Origin of the sequence: Plantactinospora sp. B24E8 (assembly GCF_039871735.1) — a bacterium.
GTDB lineage: Bacteria > Actinomycetota > Actinomycetes > Mycobacteriales > Micromonosporaceae > Plantactinospora.
Genome location: NZ_JBDPMH010000001.1, coordinates 352,839 through 377,590, shown reverse-complemented (window position 1 = coordinate 377,590; position 24,752 = coordinate 352,839). Strand labels below are relative to the sequence as shown.

The 24,752-nt window shown below is 72.6% G+C and carries 22 protein-coding genes; 9 read left to right on the top strand and 13 right to left on the bottom strand.

The annotated features are described in order from the left end of the window. The 4 genes from ABGB21_RS01770 to ABGB21_RS01755 all read right to left on the bottom strand — a co-directional run bounded on the left by ABGB21_RS01770 (position 1) and on the right by ABGB21_RS01755 (position 3,308). A complete protein-coding gene (locus ABGB21_RS01770; protein WP_347676093.1) occupies positions 1 to 1,581 on the bottom strand; it encodes a serine hydrolase domain-containing protein in 1,581 nt (526 codons plus the stop codon). A gap of 118 nt (positions 1,582 to 1,699) precedes the next feature. Beyond that, on the bottom strand, positions 1,700 to 2,056 hold the full coding sequence (locus ABGB21_RS01765) for a hypothetical protein (protein WP_347654328.1): 357 nt from the start codon (positions 2,054 to 2,056) through the stop codon (positions 1,700 to 1,702). Next, the gene (locus ABGB21_RS01760) at positions 2,057 to 2,392 is read right to left on the bottom strand and encodes a winged helix-turn-helix domain-containing protein (RefSeq protein ID WP_347654327.1); all 336 of its coding nucleotides are present in this window, start codon (positions 2,390 to 2,392) and stop codon (positions 2,057 to 2,059) included. A gap of 244 nt (positions 2,393 to 2,636) precedes the next feature. Then, a complete protein-coding gene (locus ABGB21_RS01755) occupies positions 2,637 to 3,308 on the bottom strand; it encodes a TetR/AcrR family transcriptional regulator (RefSeq protein WP_347654326.1) in 672 nt (223 codons plus the stop codon). Positions 3,309 to 3,382: 74 nt separating this feature from the next. Here ABGB21_RS01755 and ABGB21_RS01750 point away from each other — a divergent pair, with 74 nt between their 5' ends. Both ABGB21_RS01750 and ABGB21_RS01745 read left to right on the top strand, forming a co-directional pair. Then, the gene (locus ABGB21_RS01750) at positions 3,383 to 3,835 is read left to right on the top strand and encodes an SCP2 sterol-binding domain-containing protein (protein ID WP_347654325.1); all 453 of its coding nucleotides are present in this window, start codon (positions 3,383 to 3,385) and stop codon (positions 3,833 to 3,835) included. A 28-nt stretch (positions 3,836 to 3,863) separates the two neighbouring features. Further along, positions 3,864 to 5,078, top strand: a complete 1,215-nt coding sequence (locus ABGB21_RS01745) for an acyl-CoA dehydrogenase family protein (RefSeq protein WP_347676091.1) — start codon at positions 3,864 to 3,866, stop codon at positions 5,076 to 5,078. 55 nt (positions 5,079 to 5,133) lie between these two features. Here the strand turns inward: ABGB21_RS01745 and ABGB21_RS01740 are convergent, their stop codons facing one another. The 3 genes from ABGB21_RS01740 to ABGB21_RS01730 form a co-directional block, all read right to left on the bottom strand. Then, entirely contained in the window at positions 5,134 to 5,769 is a 636-nt protein-coding gene (locus ABGB21_RS01740) for a hypothetical protein (protein ID WP_347654323.1), read from the bottom strand. A 177-nt stretch (positions 5,770 to 5,946) separates the two neighbouring features. Continuing rightward, positions 5,947 to 7,215, bottom strand: a complete 1,269-nt coding sequence (gene purD, locus ABGB21_RS01735; protein ID WP_347676088.1) for a phosphoribosylamine--glycine ligase — start codon at positions 7,213 to 7,215, stop codon at positions 5,947 to 5,949. 28 nt (positions 7,216 to 7,243) lie between these two features. Next, positions 7,244 to 8,539, bottom strand: a complete 1,296-nt coding sequence (locus ABGB21_RS01730; protein WP_347654321.1) for an adenylosuccinate synthase — start codon at positions 8,537 to 8,539, stop codon at positions 7,244 to 7,246. Positions 8,540 to 8,667: 128 nt separating this feature from the next. On the opposite strand from ABGB21_RS01730, the gene ABGB21_RS01725 reads away from it, so the two are divergent. Beyond that, on the top strand, positions 8,668 to 9,672 hold the full coding sequence (locus ABGB21_RS01725; protein WP_347654320.1) for a hypothetical protein: 1,005 nt from the start codon (positions 8,668 to 8,670) through the stop codon (positions 9,670 to 9,672). A 242-nt stretch (positions 9,673 to 9,914) separates the two neighbouring features. Here ABGB21_RS01725 and ABGB21_RS01720 read toward each other — a convergent pair whose 3' ends face one another. Next, positions 9,915 to 10,415: a hypothetical protein gene (locus ABGB21_RS01720; protein ID WP_347654319.1), complete on the bottom strand. Its 501-nt coding sequence runs from the start codon at positions 10,413 to 10,415 to the stop codon at positions 9,915 to 9,917. 103 nt (positions 10,416 to 10,518) lie between these two features. On the opposite strand from ABGB21_RS01720, the gene ABGB21_RS01715 reads away from it, so the two are divergent. Then, entirely contained in the window at positions 10,519 to 12,825 is a 2,307-nt protein-coding gene (locus ABGB21_RS01715) for a chromosome partitioning protein (protein WP_347676086.1), read from the top strand. Between the two features lie 151 nt (positions 12,826 to 12,976). Here ABGB21_RS01715 and ABGB21_RS01710 read toward each other — a convergent pair whose 3' ends face one another. Further along, complete coding sequence (locus ABGB21_RS01710; protein WP_347654317.1) at positions 12,977 to 13,405, bottom strand: DUF3151 domain-containing protein; 429 nt, start codon at positions 13,403 to 13,405, stop codon at positions 12,977 to 12,979. 235 nt (positions 13,406 to 13,640) lie between these two features. Here ABGB21_RS01710 and ABGB21_RS01705 point away from each other — a divergent pair, with 235 nt between their 5' ends. Next, a complete protein-coding gene (locus ABGB21_RS01705; protein WP_347654316.1) occupies positions 13,641 to 14,906 on the top strand; it encodes a hypothetical protein in 1,266 nt (421 codons plus the stop codon). 75 nt (positions 14,907 to 14,981) lie between these two features. On the opposite strand, the gene fbaA is transcribed toward ABGB21_RS01705, so the two are convergent. Together fbaA and ABGB21_RS01695 are read right to left on the bottom strand one after the other, a co-directional pair. Beyond that, positions 14,982 to 16,010 (bottom strand): class II fructose-bisphosphate aldolase, encoded by a 1,029-nt coding sequence (gene fbaA / locus ABGB21_RS01700; protein WP_347654315.1) that lies wholly within the window; start codon positions 16,008 to 16,010, stop codon positions 14,982 to 14,984. Between the two features lie 222 nt (positions 16,011 to 16,232). Continuing rightward, positions 16,233 to 16,613 carry a phage holin family protein gene (locus ABGB21_RS01695; protein WP_347654314.1) on the bottom strand — a complete coding sequence of 127 codons (381 nt, stop codon included), beginning with the start codon at positions 16,611 to 16,613 and terminating at the stop codon, positions 16,233 to 16,235. Between the two features lie 216 nt (positions 16,614 to 16,829). Between ABGB21_RS01695 and ABGB21_RS01690 the strand changes: the two genes are divergently transcribed. Next, on the top strand, positions 16,830 to 17,045 hold the full coding sequence (locus ABGB21_RS01690) for a hypothetical protein (protein WP_347654455.1): 216 nt from the start codon (positions 16,830 to 16,832) through the stop codon (positions 17,043 to 17,045). Positions 17,046 to 17,102: 57 nt separating this feature from the next. Here ABGB21_RS01690 and ABGB21_RS01685 read toward each other — a convergent pair whose 3' ends face one another. Together ABGB21_RS01685 and ABGB21_RS01680 are read right to left on the bottom strand one after the other, a co-directional pair. Beyond that, on the bottom strand, positions 17,103 to 18,194 hold the full coding sequence (locus ABGB21_RS01685; protein WP_347654313.1) for an LCP family protein: 1,092 nt from the start codon (positions 18,192 to 18,194) through the stop codon (positions 17,103 to 17,105). 2 nt (positions 18,195 to 18,196) lie between these two features. Beyond that, positions 18,197 to 18,676 carry a SigE family RNA polymerase sigma factor gene (locus tag ABGB21_RS01680; protein WP_347654312.1) on the bottom strand — a complete coding sequence of 160 codons (480 nt, stop codon included), beginning with the start codon at positions 18,674 to 18,676 and terminating at the stop codon, positions 18,197 to 18,199. Positions 18,677 to 18,873: 197 nt separating this feature from the next. On the opposite strand from ABGB21_RS01680, the gene ABGB21_RS01675 reads away from it, so the two are divergent. The 3 genes from ABGB21_RS01675 to ABGB21_RS01665 all read left to right on the top strand — a co-directional run bounded on the left by ABGB21_RS01675 (position 18,874) and on the right by ABGB21_RS01665 (position 24,646). After that, positions 18,874 to 20,400 carry an LPXTG cell wall anchor domain-containing protein gene (locus ABGB21_RS01675; protein ID WP_347654311.1) on the top strand — a complete coding sequence of 509 codons (1,527 nt, stop codon included), beginning with the start codon at positions 18,874 to 18,876 and terminating at the stop codon, positions 20,398 to 20,400. Between the two features lie 158 nt (positions 20,401 to 20,558). After that, the gene (locus tag ABGB21_RS01670) at positions 20,559 to 22,055 is read left to right on the top strand and encodes a 3' terminal RNA ribose 2'-O-methyltransferase Hen1 (protein ID WP_347676084.1); all 1,497 of its coding nucleotides are present in this window, start codon (positions 20,559 to 20,561) and stop codon (positions 22,053 to 22,055) included. After that, positions 22,052 to 24,646, top strand: coding sequence for a polynucleotide kinase-phosphatase (locus ABGB21_RS01665; protein WP_347676082.1), 2,595 nt, complete (start codon positions 22,052 to 22,054; stop codon positions 24,644 to 24,646). The genes ABGB21_RS01670 and ABGB21_RS01665 overlap by 4 nt, the downstream gene beginning before the upstream one ends. Positions 24,647 to 24,752 lie beyond the last annotated feature (106 nt).

The following is a 24,752-nucleotide window of genomic DNA, read 5'->3' as shown; positions in this document are numbered from 1 at the left end:
CTAACCACGCATCCGCAACCCGAGCCCGATCCGGGCCAGTGCGAGCAGGCCAGCCAGCACCGCGACCGCGATCACCAGGTGACCGATGTCCATCGTGTACCGCAGGGCCACGGCCAGGGTGGCACCGTCGAACGCCGCCGGCAGCCCCCAGAGCGCGCCGACCCCCAGTGCTACACAACCGACGACCCAGCCCGTGGTGACGACAACGACCCGACGGGTGGACCACGTCCCGCCACGGCGCCGGACCAGCCGGACCATCGACCAGACCAGCAACCCCAGCAACAGTCCGACAACCACGAGCAACCCGACGAGCGTTCCGCCGAGGAGCGGGTCCGCCGGCGTCGTCACCGGCGCATTCCCGTGCAGGATCCGCGCGACGTTGAACGCCGCCGAGGCCAGTGGTCCGTCCATGCCCAGGCTGTAGGCGTTGGACAGCACCATCACCGCCAGCTCCGATCCCGGTACGAGCACCAGGTGGGAGAAGAACTCCGGAGTCGCGCCGGCGTGCCAGACAATCCGGCCACCGGCATCGTCGAAGGTGTGCTCCCGCCAACCCAACCCGTACTTCCCGTCGCCGCCGGTGCCGACTCGCCCGGTGTGCAGCTGGGCGACCCCCTGGGCGGAGAGGACACGGTGCTCGCCGTACCGGCCGTCGTTCAGTTGGGCGATCGCGTAGTGCGTCACATCGGTGAGGCTCACCGCCAGGTAGCCGTACGGCACACCGGAGGTGTCGTACGGCGATCCGACGCGTCGCGGATGGCCGAAGTGGTAGCGGTGCCCGGCCGGTAGGTCGACCGCCCTCGCCTCGGCCGCGGTGGCGGCGGACCGGGTCATGCCGAGCGGGTCGAGCACGTGCTGGCGCAGATAGCTGCCGTACGGCTGCCCGGTCACCTCCTCGACGAGCACCCCGGCGATCGCGTAGTTGGCGTTGCTGTACTGGTACCTCCCGCCGGGCGGCATGGTCGACCGGAGCGACGCGAGATCACGGACCAGCCGGGTCAGCCCGCCGGGGGCGTTGTCGTACCGGTCGGCGAGTCCGCCGCCCATGATCTGCGGCAGGCCGGTGGTGTGGGTCAGGAGCTGCCGTACGGTGATCCGGGCCGCGACGCCCTCGTCGGCCAGCCGGAGCCAGGGGACGTACCGGCGGGCCGGGCTGTCGAGGTCGACCCGACCGGCCTCGACGAGCTGCATCACCGCCAGCGCGGTGAACGACTTGCTCAGCGAGCCGAGCAGGAACGGCGTGTCGACGGTGACCGGATGCCCCGCCCCGTCGACGCCCCAGGCGCCCTGCGCGACAACCCGGTCACGATGCACGATCGCGTACGCCAGTCCCGGCGTACGGGTGTCCGCCATGTGCCGGCGCAGGTATGCCGTCGCCTCGGCGATCCGGCCGGCGTCGGGGTCACCCCGGTACGGCGCGCCCGCACCCGGTTCGCCGGCCGCCGGCCCGGCGGCGGTCGGGTTGGCGGATGCCGGCCCGGCGGCCGGTACGCCCACCAGCAACACCAGGATCAGGACCGCCAGGGCGGGTCGGACGCCCGTTCCCCAGATCCCGGATGGCCCCGGTGTCCTCCGTGACATGTGTAAGCCCCGCACGATTCCCCCTCGGTCGCGTCAGCCCGGCCGCGCCCGTGCTGACCGGGCTCGGTCCTCAGCTGATCTGGTTCTTCGGTCCGTCAGCCGGACCTGGTTCGGTCCGTCAGCCGATCTGGCTCAGCAGCTGCTCCAGGCTGGCGAGGCGCTGCTTGACCTCTGCCAGTTCCTCCCGGGCCGCCCGCAGGTCGGTACGCAGCCCCTTCACTTCGGTCAGGGTCGCCTCGGCGACGTCGGCGAGCCGGGCCTCGGTTTCCGTGGTCCGCTCGACCAGCGCCTGGTAGCGCTCGTTGCCGTCCGAGGCGCGTCGGGCCCGGTAGAAGCCGAGGACAACGACCGCGACGATGGCGACCAGTGCGACCACCAGCACCGTCGAGGCGATGGTCGAGGTCTGGGCGATGTCGGACTGTGCCAACGGCATGCTCTGCCCGACGTTGATGGCGGTGCCGGATGTTCTGCTCACTTAGCTCTCGTCCTTTCCCGTGCCGTCCAGGTCCAGGGTTCGGGCCGCCGTCCGGATCGCCTCCGGGGTGAGCCCGAGCGCGAACGGAACGACCTCGAAGTACTTCACCGAACTGCCGTCCTGGGCGGTCTCCAGCGTGCCGACCACCAGGCCTGCGGCCTCCAGCCGCTGCAGGTGCATGTAGAGCAACGGCCGGTTCATCCGAAGCTGGCGGGCCAGCTGGCTGACGTACGTGCGCCCCTCGCTGAGGGCGGCGATGATCCGCAGCCGGTGCGGGCTCGCCAGTGCGGTGAGCACCCGCAGCAGTTCCTCGCCGGAGGAGAGCACCTCTGCCATGCCACCAACTCCTTCCGGGTGTCAGTCTCAACTGACACCCCCCTGTCAGATAAGACTGACACCCTGACGTCGACTCGTCAACCGGCCAGGGTGGACCAGAACGGATTCGCGCCGACAACAACGGCCCCCTCGTCCGGAGACACGCGGGACCACTTCACCCACCACGGTGGTCGTCGCCGCCCGGAACGATGGCCTTCGTCGCCGCCCGGCCGGATACTTTCTCGCCTGACCCGCGCGGGCCGGGTCACCCCGTCCGGGGCGGGCGCCAGCGGTCGCCGGCCAGCAGGCCACCACCACCGGTCCAGGCGACGTTCATCATCCGGGTCGCCATCACGTCCGGGTCGGCATCCGGGTGGTCGGCCAGCCAGTCCGCCACCGACTCGCTCGCCCCGACCAGCGCGTACGCCATGATGTCCAGTTCGGACGCGTCGACCCGGCGGTCGTCCGCGGCCAGGCCCCGGTCGAGCATGCCGGCGACGACCTCGATGATCCGGGCCCGCATCGTCGCCAGTACTCCGGCGAACGGCCGCTCACCCCGGGCCTGTCGGTAGAGCACGGACCAGGCGTCCCGGTTGGCCCCGACGAACCGGAAGAAGGCCCGGAGCCCGCACCACAGCCGCTGGTCGAAGGTACGGTCGGCAGCACCGGCGCCGGCAGCGTCCGGGGCCGATCCGACGGCGGCGATGATCGCCTCCATCAGCCGGGTCCCCTCCCGGTGCAGGCACGCCGTGAACAGTTCCTCCTTGGGACCCAGGTAGGCGTACACCATGGGTTTGGAGATCCCGGCCTCGTCGGCGATCTCGTCCATGCTCGCCGCGTGGAAGCCGCGCCGGGAGAAGACCCGGACCGCCGCGTCGAGCATCTGCTGCTCGCGTACGGCCCGGGGCAGCCGCTTGAAGGCGGGTGTGGACGACACCCTTGCGAGCTTACCTACCCATGCGTAAGGTTACGCAACAGTAACCAATGATCCTGCCCGGAAGGTCAACCCCCATGAGCGACTTCGATCCGGCGACCTTCGCCTCGGTCGAGCCCCAGCAGTTCGCCAAGCTCGTCAAGTCCACCCCGGACGCCAAACTCGCCGAGGTGATGCAGGGCGACCTGCGCGGCACCATCCTCGACGCGGTCTTCTCCCGGATGCCGGCCCTGTTCCGGGCCGACCGGGCCGGCTCCACCAACGCGGTCATCCACTGGACCATCACCGGCGGGCCGGACGGCAACTCGAACACCTACGAGGTGGTCATCGAGGACGGGACCTGCCAGGTCACCGGGACCCCGAGCCGGGACCCGAGGCTGTCGCTCACCATGGGACCCGTCGAATTCCTCAAGATCGTGTCGGGCGGCGCCAACCCGGTGACGATGTTCATGACCGGCAAGCTCAAGGCCAAGGGCGACCTGCCGCTGGCGGCCAACATCGCCAACCTCTTCGACATCCCCAAGGCCTGAGCCGGGACCGAGTTCCGAGGAGCTGGCGATGGTCGAATTCTCGCTCGACCTGAACGAGGACCAACGGGACCTGCGCGACTGGGTGCACGGCTTCGCCAGCGGCGTCGTACGCCCGGCCGCGGCCGAGTGGGACGCCCGGGAGGAGACCCCCTGGCCGGTCGTCCAGGAGGCGGCGAAGATCGGGCTGTACGGCTTCGAGTTCCTCGCCAACTGCTGGGCCGACCCGACCGGCCTCTCCCTGCCCATCGCCAGCGAGGAACTCTTCTGGGGTGACGCCGGCATCGGGCTGGCCATCTTCGGCACCTCGCTGGCGGTCGCCGCGATCTACGGATCCGGTACCCCCGAGCAGCTCGTCGAGTGGGTGCCGCAGTGCTTCGGCACCGTCGACGAACCGGCGGTCGGGGCGTTCTGCAGCACCGAACCCGAGGCCGGCTCCGACGTCGCCGCGATGCGTACCCGGGCCCGTTACGACGAGGCGACCGACGAATGGGTCCTCACCGGACAGAAGGCGTACGCCACCAACGGCGGGATCGCCGCCGTCCACGTGGTGACCGCCTCGGTCGACCCGGCGCTCGGCTCCCGGGGGCAGGCCGTGTTCGTGGTGCCGCCGGGCACCCCGGGACTGACCGCGACGAAGAAGCTGCGCAAGCTGGGGCTACGCGCCTCGCACACCGCCGACGTCTTCCTCGACGAGGTACGCGTACCGGGCCGCTGCCTGCTCGGCGGGCGGGACGCGCTGCGCGAACGGCTCGACCGGGCGCGGTCGGGTCAGCGTGGCAAGAGCCAGGCGGCGATGCGTACCTTCGAACTGTCCCGGCCGACCGTCGGCGCCCAGGCGATCGGGGTGGCCCGGGCGGCGTACGAGTACGCCCTCGCGTACGCCCAGGAACGGGTCCAGTTCGGCCGCCCGATCATCGAGAACCAGGGAATCGCCTTCGCCCTCGCCGACATGCGCACCGAGATCGACGCCGCCCGGCTGCTGGTCTGGCGGGCCGCCTGGATGGGCCGGAACAACCGGCCGTTCGCGGCGGGCGAGGGGTCGATGTCCAAACTCAAGGCCGGCGAGGTGGCGGTGTCGGTGACCGAGAAGGCGGTGCAGATCCTCGGCGGTGCCGGCTACCTGCGGGACCATCCGGTGGAACGGTGGTACCGGGACGCCAAGATCTACACCATCTTCGAGGGCACCTCCGAGATCCAACGGCTGGTCATCGCCCGCGCCATCTCCGGCCGACAGCTCCGCTGAACCGTCCGACCCGAGACGTCCGGGGAAGGGCCCCTCCTCCCCGGACGGGCCCTTCTCACACCTGGGGGATGTCGTGGACGGTCGCGGAGGCGGTCAGCGTCTTCGACCGCACCTCGCCGCCGCCGACGGTACGGAGCTGGTAGGTGTGCGTCACCTTCTCCCCGGGCGCTCCGGAACAGGGGAAGTTGATGGTCGTACCGCCCTCGGCCGGGTAACTGTCGTAGATCCCGCCGCCGTCGACGGAGAGGGTCACCGTGTCGGTGCCGGAGACCTTCCAGGACAGCGCGACCGGGACACCGGGAATCGGGTTCACGCTGGTGCCCTGCGGGCACTGTGGCTTCTGGGTGATCGTGAAGACGAGGATGGTCGGGCCTGCCGGCGCCGACTTCTTCGGCGTGTCGCCGGGCGGCTTCGTCTGCTGGCCGTGGCCGCCCTGCTGACCACCGCCGGTCGAGCCGCCACCGGTCGGACCACCGTCCTGGACGCCGTCTCCCGTGGTCGGGCCCGGATCGGTCACCGGAGCGTCCGAAACGCCGGACTCCGGGGCGCTGCCGAGACCGTCCTCACCGGTGACCGGCGCGGACGTGACCCGGCCGGCACCGGGCCCGCCGGTCGGCGCGCAACCGCTCGTGGCCAACGCCACCGCACCGCCGAGTACGACCAGGGCGGCGCGGGTCAGGTACCTGTGCATGGTCGTTCCTCCACCGCTGGGATCGCCCGGCCGACCGCCGGGACTGGATACTCACGGTAGGAACGCGCACACGGTCGCGAATCACGGTTTCGTGCCAGCCACCGCAGGTGCCACCGGCCGGGCCGAGCTCGGTGCGCCCGGTCAGCCGGGCCGACCGGTGGGAGCCGCCCGGTCGGGTCAGCGGGGCGGCGAGATGTGCCCGGCGGCGGCCGCCTCGGCGATGTCCCGCCGATGGTGGGAGCCGGCCAGACCGATCCCGTCGACCAGGGCGTACGCCGCCTCGCGGGCCGCACCGAGATCGGCACCGAGCCCGGTGGCCGACAGCACCCGGCCACCGGCCGAGACCAACGCGTCGTCGGCGGCCCGACGGGCGGTGCCGGCGTGGACCACCCCGGGGCGCTCGGCTCCGGTGATCACGTCACCGCCGCGCACCGTACCCGGGTAGCCGGCGGCGGCGACGACCACGGTGACCGCCGCGCCCGGCCGCCAGCGCAGCGGCGGGTGCCCGGCCAGCGTCCCGGTCGCGGCCGCGTGCAGCAGACCGGCGAGCGGCGTCTCCAGCAGCGCGAGTACGACCTGGGTCTCCGGATCGCCGAACCGGACGTTGAACTCGATCACCCGGGGACCCTGTGCGGTGATGGCGAGCCCGACGTAGAGCAGGCCACTGAACGGGGTGCCGCGCCTGCGCAGCTCCGCCAGGGTCGGCTCGACGACGGTGCTCATCACCTCGTCGACGGTCCCCTCCGGCAGCCACGGCAGCGGCGCGTACGCCCCCATGCCGCCGGTGTTCGGTCCGGCGTCCCCGTCGCCGACCCGCTTGAAGTCCTGGGCCGGCAGCAGCGGCAGCGCGGTCTCGCCGTCGGTGACGACGAACAGCGAGACCTCCGGGCCGGCGAGGTACTCCTCGACGACCACCCGGCCGCAGGCGGTCGCGTGGGTCAGCGCGGCGTCCCGGTCGTCGGTGACCACCACACCCTTGCCGGCGGCCAGCCCGTCGTTCTTCACCACGTACGGCGCACCGAACTCGTCGAGCGCCTGGGCGGCCAGGGCGGTGCCGACCGGGGTCCCGGCCTGCTCGATGGTCCGGGAGCGGGCGGTCGGCACCCCGGCGGCGTCCATCACGTCCTTGGCGAACGCCTTCGACCCCTCCAGCACCGCCGCCGCGCCGGACGGCCCGAAACAGGCGATGCCCTTGGCGCGTACCGCGTCGGCGACCCCGGCGACCAGCGGCGCCTCCGGGCCGACCACCACCAGGTCCGCACCGGTCTCCACGGCGAGCGCGGCGACCGCCGCCGGGTCGGTGACCTCCACCGGACGCAGTTCGGCGACGGCGGCGATGCCGGGGTTGCCCGGTGCGGCGATCAGGTGGTCGACGGCGGGGTCGGCGGCCAGGCCGAGCGCGAGAGCATGCTCCCGCCCGCCGCCACCGATGAGAAGTACGCGCACGACGAGCGATCCTACGTGGCGGTCCGGATCAGCGGGCCGGCAGGAGTTCGTGCCGGACGATGTTCTCCTCCCGGCCCGGACCGACGCCGACCACGCTGACCTTGGCGCGGCAGAGTTCCTCCAGCCGGGCGAGGTAGCGGCGGGCGTTCTCCGGCAGTTCCGCCTCGGAACGCGCCTTGGAGATGTCCTCCCACCAGCCGTCGAGCTCCTCGTAGATCGGCTTCGCGTGGTGGATCGCGGTCTGGGTCATCGGCATGTCGTCGTGCCGCTCGCCGTCGATCTCGTAGCCGACGCAGATCCGTACCTTCTCCATCCCGGAGAGCACGTCGAGCTTGGTCACCACCAGGTCGGTGATGCCGTTGAGCCGGACCGCGTACCGGGCGACGACCGCGTCGAACCAACCGCACCGGCGTTCCCGGCCGGTGGTGGTGCCGTACTCGGCGCCGATCTTGCGCAGGTGGGCGCCGTTGTCGTCGAAGAGTTCGGTCGGGAACGGACCGGAGCCGACCCGGGTGGTGTACGCCTTGGTCACCCCGATCACCTGGCTGATCGCGGTCGGCGGGATGCCGGAGCCGACACAGGCACCGCCGACCGTCGGGTTCGACGAGGTGACGAACGGGTACGTGCCGTGGTCCATGTCCAGCATGGTCGCCTGGGCACCCTCCAGCAGGACGGTGTCACCCCGGTCCAGGGCGTTCCAGAGGATCGCCCGGGTCTCCGCGATGTACGGCCGCAGCCGCTCCGCGTACGCCAGGTACTCCTCGTGGACCGCGTCGACGTCGAGCGCCTTGCGGTTGTAGACCTTGACCAGGATCTGGTTCTTCTCCCGGAGCACCAGCTCCAGCTTCTTGCGCAGGATGCCCGGGTCGAGCAGGTCCTGCACCCGGATCCCGGTCCGGGCGACCTTGTCGCCGTAGGTCGGGCCGATGCCGCGTCCGGTGGTGCCGATCCGGGCGGAGCCGAGGTACCGCTCGACCACCCGGTCCAGTGCCCGGTGGTGCGGCATGATCAGGTGGGCGTCGCCGGAGATCCGCAGCCGGGAGACGTCGACACCGCGCTCGGCGAGCCCGTCGATCTCGGTCAGCAGCACCTTCGGGTCGACCACCACGCCGTTGCCGATCACGATCACCGCGTTCGGGGAGAGCGCGCCGGACGGCATCAGGTGCAGCGCGTACTTCTGCCCGTCCGGGGTGACCACGGTGTGCCCGGCGTTGTTACCGCCGGAGTAGCGGACGACGTAGTCGACCCGGTCACCCAGCAGGTCGGTAACCTTGCCCTTGCCCTCGTCGCCCCACTGCGCCCCGATGAGCACGATCGCCGGCATCTCTAAACCCGCCTCCAGGGGGCTCGGGTGCCAGGTGGCGACCGCGTGGCGAGCCCGAGGTGTCAGGCTAACAAAAAGTGACCACCCGGCCAGCAGAGGCCGGGGCTGACGGCAGGAGGCGACCTCCGGTGTACGACGTGGTACTACTCACCCTCGCCTCGGGTGAGGACGGCACGGCCGGCTGTGGCGCGGGCGGTGCCTGCTGCTCGGCCGGTACGACGGACGCCGCACCGGGCCCGGCGGACTGTGCCGACACCCCACGCGTACCGGTGTTGAACTGCGCGGACGCCCTGACCGCGGGCGGCGCCCGGGTCGAGACGGTGACCGCCCGGTCGGACGCGGAGATCGACCAGGTGCTGTCCCGGCTCGACGGGCCGGCCCGGCCGGACGGCCTGCCCTGGCCGGACCCGGACAGCAAGACCCGACTCATCGTCGCTACGGCGAGTGACGGCCAGTTGCGCGCAGTGGTACGTCGTCTGGTCCGCCGGTACTCGCCGCCGCCCAGCCGTCGCCCGGCCGACCTGGCCGGCGACCGGACCCTGCCGGACCTGCCCCCGATCGGCGTACTTCCGCTCGAACCGGCCCGTCCGACGTCGGCGGAGCGTCCGCACGACCTGGCCGGGCAGCTCGGCCTGCCCCGCCGGCCGGAGGCGGTCGCCGCCGCGGTGCTCGACGGCCGGGTACGTCGGCTCGACCTGCTGCGCAACGACGGCGGCTCGGTCACCCTGGACGGCGCCCTGCTCGGAGCCGCCAACGAGGCCGGCCAGCCGCTGGCCTGGCGGGGTCGGGTGGAAGTCGATGACACCGTGCTTTCCACCGGCGACGAGCCGATCTTCGCCTGTGCCGTCGGCAACGCCGGCGGCTACGCCGAACTGGCCGGCGTACAGCTGCTGTCCGCCCCGGACCCGGCCGACGGCCGGGTCGAGGTCGCGGTCGCGGTACCGGTGGTCACCCGGTCCCGTTGGGGACGCCGGACGGTACGCCTGGAGGTACGCCGGGCCCGGGGACGGGCCGCGGCGGTCAATCCGCGGGACCCGGAGATCCCGTTCCTGGACGACGGGGTGACCGCGACCCTGACCCGCAAGAGGTCATGGTGGATCGAACCCGGGGCATGGGCGGTGTACGACAACTGAGCCCCTGTGGAAGGCTGTAGGTGGGACCTTCGTATCCGGTCGGGTGCGACTGTCCGGTCTGCATGATCAGGCATCCGGTTCGGGTGATCAGGCATCCGGTCTGCGTGATCGGGCAGACGTACCCTCGGGCGCATACCCTCGGGCACACGCCCGGGCGGAGGACCCCTCGGGCAGGCGCGTACACCCTCGGGCAGCTGGACATGCTCTCGGCAGGGGGGAGGTAGGTAGGCCGTGGTCGACAATCACGCGGACCGGGGATACTCGCCCGGCCAGGTGCCGGTGGCACCGCGGGCGGACGAACCGCTGTGGCCGCCGGACGAGATCGTCGCCGAGCCGCGCGACGACGCCAACCCGATCTCGAGTTGGGTACCGCCGCCGCTGCCGGACAGCAGCTCACCGAATCCGCTGGCCGGTGTTCCCCAGCCGGTGTCGAACCAGCCGTTCCCGCCGGCCGTGCCGCCGGGTCCGATGCCACCGACACCGGCCGTGCCGCCGGCGTCGTCCAGCGTGCCGGGCGTGACGCCGATCGCCGGCATTCCGCAGCCGGTACCGACCCCGCCGGTACAGGCGGTGCCGGTGCCGCCCCCGCCGGTGCCGGCGACCCCGGTGCGGGCCACGCCCGTCCAGTCGACCCCGGTCCATTCGACGCCGGTCCATTCGACGCCGGTCCAGTCGACCCCGGTGCCGCCCGCCCCGGTGCGGGCCACCGCGGCCCGGGCGGCGGTACCGGCGGCCCCGGTCACCCCACCGCCGCCGGTCGCCCCACCAGCGCCGGTCGCCCCAGCGCCGGTCGCCCCGGTCGCCTCGCCTCAGCCCGCGCCCGCCGACCCGGCCAACGCCGCGTCGGTGAACTCGCCGACCCGGGTCTGGCCGACCGTGCGCCCGAGCCAGGGCCGCGCCACCGTCAACACCGGCGACATCCGTCAGCCGGAGACGCCGGTCTCGCCGGTCTCGCCGGTCTCGCCGGCACAGTCCGGGGCGTCGGCGGCCACCGGCTCGGCCCGTCCGGAGTCACCGGACCGACCGGGTGAGGACGCGGCCGGTCACCGGGCCGCCGGTACCAGCCCCGTCGCCGGCAAGGCCAGTGTCAACCCGAACACCGGCTCGATCAGCACCGGCTCGGGCACCACCGGCTCGATCGGCATCAGCCCCACGGCAGGCAAGGCCACGGTCAGTCCGAACGCTGGCAAGGCCAGCGTGAACCCGAACGCCGGCAAGGCCAGCGTGAGCCCCGGCACCGGCTCGCCCAAGGTCGGCACGGGCACCGACCCGGTCGCCCCGGGTCCGGCACCGGTCACGCCGACGGTCGCCGACCCCGCCCGCGAGCAGTCGGGCAAGCCCGGGCCACCGGGCGGAACCGCCGGAGGTGGCAGCGGTCCGGGCGGCACCGCCGGGAGTGACAGCGGCCTGGCCAGCGCCTCCGGGAGTGGCAGCGGCGCCGAAGCGGGCGCACCGCCGGCCGACCGGCCGGAGGGTGCCGCCGCACCACCCGACGCCGCCCGGCCGGTAGCCCCGATCCGTGGTCGGGCCACCCTGCCGGGTGCCGGCCGGGCCACCGCGCCGGAGGCGGGCGCGATCCCCCGGCCGACGGAGTCGCCGTGGGCCCAACCGCCCCAACGGCCGACCACGGCACCACCCGCCGACCCGTCCGCCCAGCCGGGAGCAGGCCAGCCGCCGACCGGGACCGGACAGCCGGCGGCCGGACACGCACCGGCCGGACAGCCGGCGGCCGGGACGCCGCAGCAGACCGGCGGGGCCGAGGCCGCGCCGGTACCGACACCACCGATCGGGCCGTATCCGCCGACCATGACCGGCGGGTACTACTCGGCGACCGCGCGTCCGGCGTCGGCGTACCCGCCACCGGTGCCGCCGCAGGTCCCACCGCCGCCGGTGCCGCACCAGCCGGCGTACCCGCCACCGCCGGGTCCGACGTACCCGCCCGCCCCGACGTACCCGACCCCACCGGGCTATCCGAGTTATCCGCCGGCACCGCCGGTGCCCGGCCCGCCGGATGCCGCCGCCCAGTCCCCCTGGGCGCCGGTCCCGCCGCAGGTGCCCGGACCGGGTCCCGTTCCGCCACACCACCCGGGCGCCACCGAGGTGCCGCCGCAGCCGCACGTGCCCGCTCCGCCGGTGCCGGGCTACCCCGCTCCTCCGGTACCGGGCTACCCCGCCCCACCGACGCCGAGCTACCCGGACCCGCTCTGGACACCGGACGGCGGGACCCCGACCGCCGAGGAGTTCGCCCAGCGTCGGGCCGTCCGGCCGGCCGACCCGGTCGCCCAGACCGGCGTCCGGGCCGTGGTGAACAAGTCGACGCTGGGGCTGGTCAAGCTCGCTCCCGGCCGGCACGAGCAGGAGATCAAGCAGGACATCGAGATGATCCGCCGCAACTTCGGCGGACTGCGTCAGGTGACCGTGGTCAACCCGAAGGGCGGCGCCGGCAAGACGGTGGCGATCCTGCTGCTCGCGATGACGTTCGGTCAGAAGCGCGGCGGTTACGTGCTGGCCTGGGACAACAACGAGACCCAGGGCACCCTCGGCATGCGGGCCCAGCAGGACTTCCACTCCCGTACGGTCCGGGACCTGCTGCGTGACCTGTATCAGTTCAAGGGGGCGCACGGCCGGGTCGGTGACCTGTCCCAGTACGTCCGTTCGCAGAGCGAGGGCATGTTCGACGTCCTCGCCTCGGACGAGTCGGCGACCGGTGGCGAGATGCTCACCGCCGCCGCCTTCGCCGAACTCCGCGAGGTGGTCAGCCGCTTCTACAAGCTGATCTTCGTGGACACCGGTAACAACGTCCGGGCCCAGAACTGGCAGGCGGCGATCGACGCCACCGACCAACTGGTGGTGACGATGTCCGCCCGTAACGACTCGGCGGAGACGGCTGCCCGGATGCTCGACCACCTGGAGCAGAGCGGTCGGCAGCGGCTCGTCCGGCAGGCGGTGACGGTGGTCTCCATGCCGCCGTCCCGGAAGGAGATCGACCTGCCGCCGATCCAACGGCACTTCGCGGCCCGCACCCGGGTGGTGCTGACCGCCCCGTACGAGCGGTTGATCGACACCGGCGAACCGATCCGGTACGCCCAACTGTCGTCCGCGACCCGGGACGCCTGGTTGAAGATCGCCGCTGCCGTCGCCGAAGGGCTCTGACTCCGGCATCGCCGTTGGACCCGTCGTCCGTCCCGGTCCGACCACACCGGGCCGGGACGGACGACACACCGGTTCCAAGGCCGGTGCCGACGCTTCCCGTCCGAGTCAGAGCTCCGACGCTCCCCGTCCCGAGGCGGGGCGCCGGGTCGGATCAGCTGCCGGCCAGGGCGTCCCCGGCCGCCGGGTCGCAGTCCCGGAGGAACTGGGCGCACCGGGCCGCCTCGTCCGCCTCGCCGATCTCGTCGGCCGCCCGGGAGAGCACGTACAGGCAGCGCAGGAAGCCCCGGTTCGGCTCGTGGGCCCAGGGCACCGGCCCGTGCCCCTTCCAGCCGTTACGGCGGAGCTGGTCCAGACCCCGGTGGTAGCCGGTCCGGGCGTACGCGTACGCGGCGACCACCTGGTCGGCGTCGAAAGCACGTGCCGCCAACGTCGCCCAGGCCGCGCTGAACGTCGGATGGTGGGCGGCCGCCGACGCGTACGCGTCGTCGGTGTCCGCCTGCCGCGCGGCGGCGAGCGCCGCCTCGGCCTCGTCGTCGCCGGGCAGCAGGGTGGCCGGCGGTTCGGGCAAGAGGTTCTGCATCGGACCATTCAACCCGGCGGCGTTCGGCGCCGACCAGGGACCCCTGGCACGGAGGCTGGCTGAACGGCTGAGGGAGCCGTCACGCGTGCGGACGGTGCGCCCGGCGACGGAGTGGACTACAAATGGAGGTCCGGAGCCTCCCCAGGACCCGGTAACAGAGAGCCCGGTGACCCTGGTGTCGCCGGGCTCTCGCCATACCGGCCCCTGCGGCGGACGATTGCCGGCCCGGGGCAGGATGGTCAGGGTGCCCACTCCACCCCCCGCCGACGTGCTCGAACCCCACGACCACACCGCCGACGAGATCGAATCCCGTGCCGAACTCGAACCCCACCTGCGCGGCGGCAGCCTCGCCGGGCTGACCGTCCAGGGGCTGCGGCTCGACCTCGAACCGGTGCCGGACCTGACCGCCGTCGACCTGACCGACACCCTCTTCGTCGGCTGCCGGTTCGCCTCCCGAGAGGTCGAGGCCGAGGTGGTACGCCGGGGCGCGTACGTCGTGCCGGCCTTTCCGACGCTGCCGTACCCGATCCACCCGCCGCGGCTCTACACGCCGGACGACCTGGCCGCCGGCTTCGACAGCCACGGCTTCGCCGGCATGTACGACACCCTGGTCTACCAGCACTTCCGGGCCCACGGGGGTGCGCTGCCGGAGGTACGGGAGGCGCTGACCCAGCGGCTGCACGACCACGCCGTCGACAACGCGCTGGCCGACGCCACCCGGTCCTGGCTGGCCACCCACGGACCCGGCTCGGTGGTCGGGGTGATGGGCGGGCACGCGGTGCCCCGGGGCACCTCGGCGTACCGGCTGGCCGCCACGCTGGGCTGGGAGCTGGCCCGGGCCGGCCGGCTGGTGGTGACCGGCGGCGGGCCCGGGGTGATGGAGGCGGCGAACCTCGGCGCCTACCTCGCCGACCACTCGGCGGAGCAACTGACCGCGGCGATCGACATGCTGGCCACCGCGCCGGACTTCGCCGACCACGGGCCCTACACAGCCGTCGCGTTGCAGGTCCGGGCCCGGTTCGGTACGACACTGCCCGGTCCCCGCGTCGGCGGCGACGGTGGTGGTGGTGGTGGTGGTGGTGGTGCGGACCGGGTCGACGACCCGGACGGCTGGGCCCGCCGGGGTGGCCTGGCGATCCCGACCTGGCTGTACGGGCACGAGCCGGCGAACCTGTTCGCCGGCCGGATCGCCAAGTACTTCTCGAACGCCATCCGGGAGGACACCATCCTGCGGCTGGCCCGGGGCGGGATCGTCTTCGCCGCCGGCCGGGCCGGCACGGTCCAGGAGGTGTTCCAGGCGGCGACGAAGACGTTCTACGGCACCGACGGGGCGAGCGGCCCGTACGTCTTCCTGGACCGCGCGTTCTGGACCCGGACCCTGCCGGTGGAGGCGCTGCTGCGCCCGTTGCTGACCCTCTCACCGGCCGGGGACCTGTCTGCGCTGATCCACGTCACCGACGACGTGCACGAGGCGGTACGGCTGCTCACCACCACCGGCTGAGCCCGGACAGACCGGCGGCCGGTGTCCCGACATTCCATGTCCGGGACACCGGCCGCGGCGCGACCGTTGTCTCGGTTACTTGGCGAGCGTGGTGCCGGTGGAGCGGAGGTGCTCGCAGGCCTCGACGACCCGCTGCGCCAGCCCCGCCTCGGCCTGCTTGCCCCAGACCCGCGGGTCGTACATCTTCTTGTTGCCGACCTCGCCGTCGACCTTCAGCACCCCGTCGTAGTTGCGGAACATGTGGTCGGCGACCGGGCGGGTGAAGGCGTACTGGGTGTCGGTGTCGATGTTCATCTTCACCACGCCGTAGTCGAGCGCCTCCCGGATCTCCGAGAGCAGCGAGCCGGAGCCGCCGTGGAAGACCAGGCTGAGCGGCTTGTCGCCCTTGCCGAACTTGGCGCCGACGGCCTGCTGGATCTCGTTGAGGATCTCCGGGCGGAGCTTGACGTTGCCCGGCTTGTAGACGCCGTGCACGTTGCCGAAGGTCAACGCCGCCATGTAGCGGCCCTTCTCACCGAGGCCGAGCGCCTCGACCATGGCGATGCCGTCCTCGACGGTGGTGTAGAGCTTGTCGTTGATCGCGTTCTCGACACCGTCCTCCTCGCCGCCGACCACGCCGACCTCGATCTCGAGCACGATGTGCCCGGCCGCGGCCTCGTCGAGCAGCTGGGAGGCGATCTGCAGGTTCTCCGCCACCGGGACCGCCGAACCGTCCCACATGTGGGACTGGTAGAGCGGCTCCTCGCCCCGGGCGACCCGCTCCTTGGAGACGGCCATCAGCGGGCGGACGAACTTGTCGAGCTTGTCCTTGGGGCAGTGGTCGGTGTGCAGGGCGATGTTGACCGGGTAGTTCTTGGCCACCTCGCGGGCGTACGCGGCGAAGGCGACCGCGCCGGTCACCATGTCCTTCACGGTCGGGCCGGAGAGGTACTCGGCGCCACCGGTGGAGACCTGGATGATTCCGTCGCTCTCCGCGTCGGCGAAACCGCGCAGCGCCGCGTTCAGGGTCTGCGAGGACGTGACGTTGATCGCGGGGTACGCGAACCGGCCCGCCTTGGCGCGGTCGAGCATCTCGGCGTAGACCTCGGGGGAAGCGATGGGCATGTCAAACGCTCCTTTGAAAACGTTCCCGGCCTCGTCGGCCGCTGTCTGATTGAACCTTTTTCAACCTGAACCGCGCGGCGCACGCGCCCCGACTTCCACCTGGGCCACGACGGACCGCTACGGGAGGTTGAAAAAGGTTCATTGGGTGCGCCGGACCGCGCTGTCCTCCGCCGGAAGTATCCCGCAGGCCGTTTCCGCCGCCGCAACCCACCCTTCCGCACCTCAGCGTTCGGACCGGTCCGGCACCACCACACCGAGCAGCCAGCCCACCACGGCCATCACGATCGCCCCGTAGAACGCCGGCCAGAAGCCGTCGATGGAGAACGGCAGGTCGAACAGATTCGCGATCCAGTCGGTGAGCAGGAAGAGCAGCGCGTTCACCACAAGTGCGAACAGTCCCAGGGTCAGCAGGTAGAAGACGCAACCGACCACGTGGATGATCGGCTTCAGCACCGCGTTGACGATGCCGAAGATGAACGCGACGACCAGCACCGTCAGCGCGTTCTCCCAGCCGGACCGCCCGGTCAGTTCGATGCCGGGCACCACCAGGCTGGTGATCCACAGCGCCACGGCGCTGATCACCAGCCTGATCAGGAAGCCCACGGCCCCATCCTGGCACGCCGATCCGGAGCCGGGCGGCGATTCCGGCGACCGGACGCCGGACCGGGCAGCAGGTCAGCGACCGGACCGGGCGACTGGTCGGGGTACCCGCCGGGCACTGCCGGTTTACCCGGCCGCCGCACCGGGCACGGTGCTTGGCAGACTCGCGACGGAACACCCCGTACGGTGAGGAAAGTGACCGATCCGCAGGAGAGCGACATGGCCCAGCCCGACGAGGACTTCGCCCCCGGCGACCACCTCACCCCCGACGAACGGGATCCGGAGGCGCCGGCCGCCGACGCGGTCGAGCAGGCCACCGTCGCTGATCCGTCGACCGAGGACCAGCCGTCCGTCCAGCGGGGCCTGGAGGTCGACGAGTACGACGCCATCGAACAGTCCCGGGTCGTCGCCCCGCACGACGACGACTACCGCTGACCGGGCGGACCCCGACCCGGCACCACCCGGGTCAGCCTCCAGATCGGTGGGAGTGCCTCAGCGGGTGATCCGCTGCGGGTGCCCCGCCACCCACTCGGCCACCGTGTCCCGGCGCAACGCGTCGAACAGACTCCGGCTCTCCGCCGCGTCGATCGTCTCGACCAGGCCGTCCGCGCTCTGCCGGGGGCGGATCGTCCAACCGATGCCCACCGCGTCCGCCGCCGCCACCCCACGCAGGGCGCCGAACAGTTCCGGCACGGTCACCCCGCCGAGATCCAGTACGAGGTCACCGCCGACCGCGTCGACGATCTGCGCGGCCCGGACCGGGTTGAGGGCGGTAGCCGGGTCGGTCACCTTGTGCAGCAGCGCCTCGGCGAACCGTTGCCCGTTACGGTCCCGGTCGTGCGCCCCCTCGCGCATCGTGAACCGCTGCCGGAGCAGGTCCAGCGCGGCGGCACCGTCCAGCTGCTGACAACCGGCCCGGAAGGTCCGGTCGGTGTGCTGGGACGCCACGTCGGCCGGCAGGCAGACCCGCACCCCGCCGACCGCGTCGGTCACCTGCCGCAGCCCCCGGTAGGTGAGGGTGGCGGTGGCCTCGAACCGTACCCCGGTCAGCTCGCTGACCGTCCGCTCGGTCAGTTCCGCCCCGGCCGCCAGGTCCGGCCGGGCTCCGGGCCGGTGGCTGCCGAGGTAGAAGGCCGAACCGAGCTTGGCGAAGCCGTGGCCCGGGATCTCGACGCCGAGATCCCGGGGGATCGAGATCAGGTAGAGCCGGCTCCGGTCGGCCGGTACGTGCACCATCAGCACGGTGTCCGCCCGGTGCCCGTTGCTCCGCCCGTCACCGCCGTCGAGCCCGAGGAACAGGAAGTCCAGCGGCTCCGCCGGACCGGTCGGGGCCAGTACGAACGGCGGCGCGGCGACCTCCGGAACGCCCGGCAGGTCACCGGCCCGGCCCAGGAACGGCACCGCGAGTACGGCGACCAGGGCGAACGCCGCCCCGGTGGCCCGTACCGCCCGGCGGCGGCGTCGACGCCGGGTCACCGTCACCGCGATCGCCTCACGCACCGGGCCGACCTCCGGGGTCAACCCCTCGTACCGGGCGAACGCCGCCCGCAACTCGTCCTCGACCGGCCGCATGTCGTCGCTCATCGTCAGGCCTCCACGAACTCGGCACGGATGGTGGCGAGGGCCCGGGAGATGGCCGAGCGCACCGTCCCGACCGCGCAGCCGAGCACCTCGGCGATCTCCGCGTCGGGCAGATCCTCGTAGTAGCGCAGCACCAGCGCGGCGCGCTGGCGGCGGGGCAGCCGGGCCAGCCAGCTCCAGATCTGGTCCCGGTCGGCGGTCGCCTCGGCGTGGTCCACCGGCGCGGGCAGCCCCTCGTCGGGTTCCGCGCGCAGCCACACCCGCCGCATCCAGGACCCGCGCTGCCAGTCGAGGTACTGGTTGGTCAGCATTCGGCGCACGTACCGTTCGGGCACGTCGGCCCGGACCACCCGTCGCCAGTTGAGCTGGACCCGCACCATCGTCTCCTGCACAAGATCCTGGGCGAGATGGGGGTCGCCGGTCAGCATCACCGCGTAGCGCAGCAACGCGGTGAGCCGGGAGTCGGCGAACTCCTCGTACGTCACGCACACCTCCGGGCGTCTTCTGCTATCTCGACGGATCGGACGGACCGAATGATTGCGGGATACCGGAAAGACATTCGGGCTGAACGACAGGCGCCCATCCACCGAACGGACCTGCTTGGTTTTCGGGACAGCAGGACCGGATTCCGGTTTGTACGCTCCGGGGGCCGCATCTGATCTTCACGGGAGGAACCCCCTCGATGCGAATCACAAACACCCGGCGTGCGCTGGCCGGGCTCGGTGTGGCCGGCGCGCTTGTCGCCGTGGCCCCGACGCCGGCCCAGGCCGCCGCCATCGAGCTCGGTGTCTACTTTCCGGACACCACCGTCGTACTCGGCCAGCCCGGCACGGTCGCGGCGCCGATCCTGTACGGCTCCGAAGAGGACTCGGTGTACGAGGCCAAGCTCACGTACGACCTCGCCGACCTGGCCGGCAAGGTGACCGTCACCGAAACCGGTTCCGCCGACTGGTGCGAGGCGGCGGGGACGAAGCTGGTCTGCACCCCGCAGGGCTCGATCATGGTGGACCCGTGGGGCAGCTACTACGACCACAAGTTGCTCTTCGAGGTGGCTGACGGTGCCACCCTCGGCGACGAGGGCACGCTGAAGGTCACCTTCGAGGCGGAGGGGAGCGCGGCCGTCAGCCACGAGGCGACCATCCGGGTCGGCGAGGGTGTCGACCTCGTCGCCCTCGAGGGCGCAGGGGTCACCGCCCGCCCCGGGGACGACTTCACCGCGACGGCGGGGGTCACGAACGCCAGCACCACGGTGCTCAACGGTGCTGCCCTGCTGTTCGACAACGACCACGGGATCCTTCCGCGGGAGCGGTACTCGAACTGCTTCTACGACGGCGACGCCCTGCAGGCCTGCGTTTTTGACGAGGCGCTGGAAGCGGGCGCGACGTACGGGGTCGACTTCGCCTACACCCTCAGCCCCGCCGCCGAGGCGCCGGGGCGGGAGCACAGCAACATGACCTGGTACACGAAGGACGACTTCGCCGATCTGATGAACGAGACCCGGGCGAAGCGGACTGCCGGTACCGGCGCCAAGCTGGCCCTGCGCGAGGTCTCCCGGGTGAGTGCCCGGAGCGCCCAGACCGACCCCGACCCGTACAACAACTACGCGGGGGTCGAGGTGACGGTCACCGGCAACAACCCGGTCGACCTGGCCGCGATCGGTGACAGCGCCGCCGGCGAGCAGGGTGACGAGGTCACCGTGACGGTCGGCCTGGACAACCCGGGGTCGGCCACCGCCGACGCCATCCGCACCGGCGACGGGGTCACCAACCTGCGGGTCACGCTGCCGAGCGGGACCAGCGCGGTGGGCGTCCCGCAGGACTGCGTGGGGCGGAAGGGCAACGACTGGGGCCAGAGCGGTAAGCCGTTCGGCACGGTCTACGAATGCGACACCCCGCTGCTGATGGCGCCCGGCGACCGGCAGACGGTCGAGTTCACCCTGCGGATCGACACGGTGATCCCGAACGCCGCCGGCAAGGTCGAGATCAACTTCCCGTGCAACTGCTCGGGTCGGCAGAGCGACGCCGACAAGTCCAACGACACCGCGAAGATCCTGGTGAACGCGGCCGAGGGTGGCGGCGGTGCCGGCGGTGGCCTGCCGGTCACCGGAACCGCGACCGGGCTGATCGCCGGTGCCGGTGCGGTGCTGCTCGCGGCCGGCGTGGTCGGCTTCGTGCTCGCCCGGCGCCGTCGGACCCGCTTCGTGGCCTGACCCGGGCCAGCGTCCGGTGGCCTGGACCCGGCCGGTCCCGCACCACCCGCACCACGGCTGACGGCACCCCGTCGCCCCGCTTCCGGGGCGACGGGGTGCCGCCGTTCCCGCCGATAATCAGGGCGACGACGACGCGGCCGCCTGTCAGCATGGTCACCGTGCTGATCACCGTGACCACCACCCACCGGCCCGCCACCGACCTGGGCTACCTGCTGGTCAAGCATCCGGACCGGGCGCACTCGTTCTCCGTCCCCACCGGTACGGCACACGTGCTGTTCCCGGAGGCCACGGTGGAGCGGTGCACCGCCGCGCTGCTGCTCGACACGGATCCGGCGGCCCTGACCGGGACCCGGCACCGGGGCGGTCGGTCGGGCCGGGGTACGACCGGCACACCGGAGGGCTTCACCCTCGGCCAGTACGTCAACGACCGGCCGTACGCGGCTTCCAGCCTGCTCTCCTCCGCGCTCTCCACGGTGTTCCGCTCGGCGCTGCGCGGCGACTCGAAGGACCGCCCCGAACTGGCCGCGACGCCGATTCCGCTGGAGTTGCGGGTGCCGGCGCTGCGCTGCCGGGGCGGTGCCGACCTGGCCGAGCGGCTCTTCGCCCCGCTCGGCTGGACGGTGGCGGCGGTGCCGGTGCCACTCGACCCACGGTTTCCCGACTGGGGTGACAGCCGGTACGTCGACCTCACCCTCACCGGGACACTCCGGCTCGCCGACGCACTCAACCACCTCTATGTCCTGCTGCCGGTGCTGGACGACGCCAAGCACTACTGGGTGGCACCGGACGAGATCGACAAGCTGCTCCGGGCCGGTGCCGGCTGGCTGGCCGACCATCCGGAGCGGGGTCTGATCACCCGGCGCTACCTGGCGCACCGGCGGGCGCTGGCCGGCACCGCCCTGGCCCGACTGGCGGAACTCCGGCTCGCCGACGACCCCGCCGACCAGGACAGCGTGGTGGAGGCCGTCGACACCGGCGCCGACGAGGAGGCCGGGCTGCCGGCCACGGTCGACCGGCAGCCGCTCGCCGCCCGACGTCGGGCGGCGGTCCTGGCGGCGCTGGAGGCGTCCGGCGCGACCCGGGTGCTGGACCTCGGCTGCGGCGGTGGCGCGCTCCTCACCGACCTGGTCCGCAACCGCCGCTACACGGAGATCGTCGGAACCGACGTCTCGTCCCGGGCGCTGGCGATGGCGGAACGCCGGCTGCGCCTGGATCGGCTACCGGCCCGGCAGCAGCAGCGGATCAAGCTGTGGCAGTCGGCGCTGACCTACCGGGACGACCGGCTGCGCGGCTTCGACGCGGCCGTACTGATGGAGGTCGTCGAGCACCTCGATCCGCCGCGACTGCCGGCGCTGGAGGCGACGGTGTTCGGTCACGCCCGCCCCGGGACGGTGGTGGTCACCACCCCGAACGTCGAGTACAACGTGCGCTACCCGGGGCTGGCCGCCGGCACCCTGCGGCACGCCGACCACCGGTTCGAGTGGAGCCGGGCGGAGTTCGCCGCGTGGGCCGGGCGGGTCGGCACGACGTACGGCTACACGGTCGCGATCAGCGGGGTCGGGGACGAGGACCCCGAGGTCGGCGCCCCGACCCAGCTCGCCGTCTTCAGCAGCGCCACCCCGTCCGCCCCCGAACAGCCCGAGGAGACCGCGTGACCACCCTGGACATTCCCGAACTGGCCCTGGTGGCCCTGGTCGGCGTCTCCGGGTCCGGCAAGTCGACCTTCGCCCGGCGACACTTCGCGCCGACGCAGGTCCTCTCCTCCGACGCGTTCCGGGCCCTGGTCGCCGACGACGAGAACGACCAGTCCGCCTCCTCCGACGCCTTCGACGTGCTGCACTACGTGGCCGGCAAGCGGCTGCGGGCGGGACGGCTGACCGTGGTCGACGCCACCAACCTGCAGCAGCACGCCCGGGCCGGGCTGGTGACGGTGGCCCGGGAGCACGACGTACTGCCGGTGGCGATCGTGCTGGACGTGCCCGAGGCAGTCTGCTGGGAGCGGACCCAGGCCCGGCCCGACCGGACCTTCGGCCGACAGGTCATCACCCGGATGCAGCGTGACCTGCGGCGCAGCATCGGGCGGCTGGAGCGCGAGGGCTTCCGCAAGGTGCACGTACTGCGCGGCGTCGAGGAGATCGAGGCCGCCGGGATCCGCTACGAGAAGCTGTTCAACAACCGGAAGGAGCTGACCGGGCCGTTCGACATCGTCGGCGACGTACACGGCTGCCGGGCCGAGCTGGAGCTGCTGCTGGAGCGGCTCGGCTGGACCCTGCACCGGGACGCAGACGGGCGGCCGATCGGCGCCGAGCATCCGGAGGGCCGTACCGCGATCTTCGTCGGTGACCTGGTCGACCGGGGGCCGGACTCGCCCGGCGTACTCCGGCTGGTGATGGGGATGGTCGCCGCCGGCACCGCGCTCTGCGTGCCGGGCAACCACGAGCAGAAGCTGCTCCGGAAGCTGCGGGGCCGCAACGTGACCGTCTCGCACGGCCTGGCCGAGACCCTGACGCAACTGGAGGCCGAGGACCCGGCCTTCGTCGGCGAGGTGTCGGCGTTCATCGACGGCCTGGTCAGCCACTACGTGCTGGACGACGGCCGACTGGTGGTCGCGCACGCCGGGTTGAAGGAGGAGTACCAGGGCCGCGCCTCGGGCCGGGTCCGCGCCTTCGCGCTGTTCGGCGAGACCACCGGCGAAACCGACGAGTACGGCCTGCCGGTGCGCTACCCGTGGGCCCGCGACTACCGGGGTTCGGCGATGGTCGTCTACGGGCACACCCCGACGCCGACCCCCGACTGGGTCAACAACACCATCTGCATCGACACCGGCTGCGTCTTCGGCGGGGCCTTGACCGCCCTGCGTTACCCGAGCCGGGAGCTGGTCTCGGTGCCGGCGGCGAAGGAGTACTACGCACCGGCCCGGCCACTGCACGCCGTACCCGACGGGTCGGGCGGCGCCGGCGACGGCGCCGGGGCGAGCGACCGGGCGGCCGCCGACGACCATGGCCTCGACCTGCGGGACGTCACCGGCCGGCGACACGTCGACTACGGCTACGGCACGGTGACCGTGCCGGCCGAGAACGCGGCGGCGGCGCTGGAGGTGATCAGCCGGTTCTCCGTCGACCCGCGCTGGCTGCCCTGGCTGCCGCCGACGATGGCGCCCTGCTCGACCTCGACGCGGGAGGGCTTCCTGGAGCATCCGACGCAGGCGTTCGCCGACTACCGGTCCGCCGGGGTGGACCGGGTCGTCTGCGAGGAGAAGCACATGGGCTCCCGGGCCGTGGTGCTGGTCCACCGGGGTGACACCGCCGACCGGGGTGCCGACGGCACGACCCGGTTCGGCCCGGGTGACGGGGTGGTCTACACCCGGACCGGTCGGCCGTTCTTCGGCGACCCGCTGGACCGGGCCCTGCTGGACCGGGTACGCGCCGCCGCCACCTCGGCCGGACTCTGGGCCGAGCTGGAGACCGACTGGTTGCTGCTCGACTGCGAACTGCTGCCCTGGTCGGCGAAGGCCGGCGGCCTGATCCGGGAGCAGTACGCGGCCGTGGGCGCCGCCGGCCGGGCTGCCCTGCCGGCCGTGTTGGAGACGCTGGACCGGGCGGGTGCCCGGGGTCTGCCGGTGGCCGAGCTCCGGGACCGGATGAGCCGCCGGGCGGCCGACCTGGCCCGGTACGCCGACGCCTACCGGGCCTACGTACGCCCGACCGACGGTCTCGACGGGGTGACCCTGGCCCCGTTCGCGGTGCTCGCCAGCGAGGGCGCGTCGCACGCCGGCCGGGACCACGGTTGGCATCTGGCCCTGGCCGACCGGCTGCACGCCGCCGATCCCGGGTTCTTCACCCCGACCCGGCGACTGGTCGTGGATCTCGGTGACGAGGCGTCGGTCGCGGAGGCGACCGACTGGTGGCTGGAGCTGACCGCCGCCGGTGGTGAGGGCATGGTGGTCAAGCCGTACGCCGGGCCGGCCGCCCGGGACGACCGGGGACGGCTGCTGCAGCCGGGCATCAAGTGCCGCGGCCGGGAGTACCTGCGGATCATCTACGGCCCGGAGTACGCCGGGCCGGAGCAGCTCGCCGCGCTCCGGCACCGGTCACTGGGGCGCAAGCGCGGGCTGGCGCTGCGGGAACACGGGCTCGGCCTGGCCGCGCTCGACCTGCTGGCCGAGCGGGCTCCGCTGTGGCGGCGGCACGAACTGGTCTTCGCCATCCTGGCCAGCGAGTCGGAGCCGGTCGACCCGCGGCTGTGACCGGTCCGGTGCACAGCGCAGCGGTGGGGGCCGGGTGCCCGACGGGGGGTTCAGATCCGACCGCCCGGAGCGGGCCACCCGGCTCCCATCCGAAACCGCGACGGCG